The sequence below is a fragment of the uncultured Mucilaginibacter sp. genome (assembly GCF_903913935.1).
Classification (GTDB): Bacteria; Bacteroidota; Bacteroidia; order Sphingobacteriales; family Sphingobacteriaceae; genus Mucilaginibacter.
On record NZ_CAIWNH010000016.1, the window covers coordinates 1 to 3,464 of the forward strand.

Here is a 3,464-nt window from a genome sequence, read left to right on the forward strand (position 1 = left end):
ATGTTTTGGGTCAGGCCAAACATCCAGGCTCGAAGACTGGTCAAATAGCAGCAGTACTACTATTGCCAGGGTTTACCAAACCTGTTACCGCTGCCATGGTACGGGGTACGAATAGTTTGGGGGGGTGGGATTGGGTTGTGTAAAGGTGTTAGTTTGTTTATTGAGACTGGTGTTTTTAAAACAATCGGATACCCCAAAAAAACAGCCTGTAAAACTATAGGCGATAATAGCGTTTTATGTTTTTAAAATTGATTATTTGTAATCAAATAGCTGTCGTTATTGGGTTATAATTCATATCATGTTGTTAGCCTTGAAAAAAAACAAAAATATTTGCGCAACTCACTAGTTGCAAATATCTGAGAAACGATATTTACCAGCCTGATGCGCTATCAGGGGCAAGCGGTAAACTTTCCGGCTTCGCAGGGTTTCCGGTTAAGGGGCCCTGCCGAAACGGAAAGCATGAAATTTATTATCAAAACCGGTAACACTTAACTTAATGACAAACCCACAGATTTAGGCGAGGTATTTCAATTAAAAAAATCTTACAAAATACCCTGCAACAGACTGCCATAATGCTGATTCGGGAAGGAAATAATAGCTGTAATGGGATATAGCTAAAATAATAAGGGCGATGACATAGGCCCGGCTGTTTTGACCTTTGACCTTATCATACACGATAAGCCCGGCAAGGATCAGGTCGGGTACCAAAAAGCCGTATAATACGGCTTCCGCGCCACTCATCCCGAAAACATGTGCAAAGGCCCGCCGCAAACCAGCCCCAAGAATGGCGAGCGAAGTGGCGATCATATAGCGCATGTGGTAGGGTGTGCGGTGTTTGTTGGCAATGGCCAGGACGTACAGCACAAAAAAATCAAAGATCTGGTAAGTAGGAAAGTACATCCCCGCAAGAATGTCCGGTTGGAGTTTATGGGCAGCAACCGCGTTTAAATACGCCTCGCGGGCAATAAAATGAATAGATATGAGGATGCAGGGCACCAGCAGGTACGTAAACCTGCCAATGATGCGGTGCGCCTTGTATTTGCCGTAACGGATGAGCAGTGGCTGAACAAATAGCAGCACAAACCAGGTGGTAAACAGCAGGCCATGGATATGCTGTATAAGGGTTACATTGTTGAACGAGGGGAACAGCCCGAAATAGGTTTTAAAAAAACCCAAAAAAACAATGCCGAAAATAACAATAAACAGCAGGCTGACATTTTTGTAACCGGTTTCCATGAAGTGTAAATTGTGAAGGTAATTTATTGCAAGATAGGAGTTTATTCATAAAAAACAAGGAAACAAAAAACTATCGTCCTGGCGCCGGACCCTCAATGCTTTTAGTTAAGGAATCATGATTTTTTTGATTGCGCAGTTAGGTGCAAAATATTGGTAGAAAAATGGATAATAAACGAAAAGCGTGCCATCGGTACGCAACAATTGAAGCGGCATTAGCGCTAATGCATTGCGTTTAGGTTCCGTACCAACGGCACGGTAATATCTGATTATTTTTTTCTACCAATATTAGCCCCCGATGGGGGCCGATCTCCTTAACTTAATAGCATTGGCCGGACCCTGCGCTGATTTACGCCAGGGGAAGACGCAGTACCAAAGAAAAATACATCCATCATACTCATCCTATCCAAATTGATCTTTATTTCTTTTTCCTGTTTTCCAGGATTGCCGGGATATTGACCGGCGCGCAATCAGCGATCAGGGCGGCCACAATGGCAACCGGCATGGCGTCGGCACCTGTAAAATTGATACAACCCTTTTGAAATTTGGCGGCAGGCAACAGCGGCGTATATTTGGTATGGAAGGCCGTATTCATATAAATGGGCATACAATGCAGCGACATATGGCTTTTTACGCTTGCCAGCGCGTATTTCATGTAATGGCCCTCCTCGTACATGATCATTTCTTTGCCCATCATCGGCTTAATGGAGCAGGTCACTTTCGGGTCATTCGCAACAATCGCTTCGTGAAGCATGCTCATCAATTGCTGCCTGTCGGCCGGCAAACCGGCTAAAAATTCAGGTATCGTCATTTTATTGCATTGGCTGTTTAAATTTACATTTATTAAATTCTTTCTGGAAATAGCGGATAAAAATTAACATAACTTAACTTTCGCTTTCTGTGCAGTTTTCAAACTAAAATCTTAATTTAGCCTTAAAATCTTAAATCTTTATGCAAATACGAAAAAAAGTATGGTGCGCTCTAACTGCTGCCGCTTTTATAAGCTTGAGCGCCAGGGCGCAAAAAGTTGACTTCACCGAATACGACCTCCCTAACGGATTGCACGTAATTTTGCATACCGACCACCATGCACCGGTGGTAGCGGTATCGGTAATGTACCATGTAGGATCAAAAAACGAAGTGGCGGGCCGTACCGGTTTCGCGCATTTTTTTGAGCACCTTTTATTTGAGGGCAGCGACAACATTAAACGCGGCCAGTTTATGAAGATCGTATCGGCCAACGGCGGCACCAACAATGCCAATACCACGCAGGACCGTACCTTTTATTTCGAGGTTTTCCCCTCCAACTACCTGGAAACAGGGCTTTGGCTGGAGAGTGAACGCATGATGCACCCCGTAATTAACGATATCGGCGTAAAAATACAGGATGAAGTGGTGAAAGAGGAACGCCGCCAGAGCTTTGACAACCGCCCTTACGGTAACTTCAGCAACGTAGTTGCCCGCGACCTGTTTGCCGCCCACCCCTACAAAAACGGCGTCATCGGCGAAATGAAAGATATCGACGCTGCCAAACTGGATGAGTTTAAACAGTTTTTTAAACAATATTACGTACCCAACAACGCAGTGCTCACCATTGCCGGCGACATCGACCCTATAAAAACAAAAGCGCTGATAAGCAGCTATTTTGGCCCTATTCCGGGAGGCCCGGCAGTGGTTTACCATAAAACCGAGGAGGCGCCGATAACCAAACCTATTATTGATACTTTTTATGATGCCAACATCCAGATCCCGCTGGTCCTGGAGGCGTACCGTGTGCCGGGCCGCAATACCAGGGATGCCAAAGTAATGCAGATGATCAGCAGCATTTTGTCAACAGGAGGCAGCTCTAAATTGTATAAAAAAATGGTGGACGAAAAGAAGGACGCCCTGCAGGTGCTTGCCTTTAATATCGGGCTGGAGGATTATGGCATGTACATCATCGGCGCATTGCCTAATAACAACGCTACACCGGCTGCATTGTTGAAAGACATGAACGAGGAGATCGTTAAGCTGCAAACCGACCTGATAAGCCAGGAAGACTATGATAAACTGGAAAACCAGATGGAAGATAACTATGTAAACGCCAACAGCCGCCAGATAGGCATTGCTGAAAGTTTGGCTACCGGTTATACTTTTTATCATAAAAACACCAACGAACTGAATGAGGAACTGGCGGTTTATAAATCCATCACCAGGGAAGACATCAGGGATGCGGCAAAAAAATACCTGGA

Annotated in this window: 3 protein-coding genes; 1 reads left to right on the forward strand and 2 read right to left on the reverse strand. The window is 44.7% G+C overall.

Features of this window, described 5'->3' with window-relative positions; translation table 11 throughout:
- Nucleotides 1-531 precede the first annotated feature (531 nt).
- Both QZY09_RS00465 and QZY09_RS00470 read right to left on the reverse strand, forming a co-directional pair.
- Nucleotides 532-1,236, reverse strand: coding sequence for a hypothetical protein (locus tag QZY09_RS00465; RefSeq protein WP_295666671.1), 705 nt, complete (start codon nucleotides 1,234-1,236; stop codon nucleotides 532-534).
- Nucleotides 1,237-1,651: 415 nt separating this feature from the next.
- Complete coding sequence (locus tag QZY09_RS00470; protein WP_295666674.1) at nucleotides 1,652-2,044, reverse strand: DUF1801 domain-containing protein; 393 nt, start codon at nucleotides 2,042-2,044, stop codon at nucleotides 1,652-1,654.
- A gap of 140 nt (nucleotides 2,045-2,184) precedes the next feature.
- Between QZY09_RS00470 and QZY09_RS00475 the strand changes: the two genes are divergently transcribed.
- On the forward strand, nucleotides 2,185-3,464 hold a 1,280-nt coding region (locus QZY09_RS00475), incomplete at its 3' end, for a pitrilysin family protein (protein ID WP_295666677.1).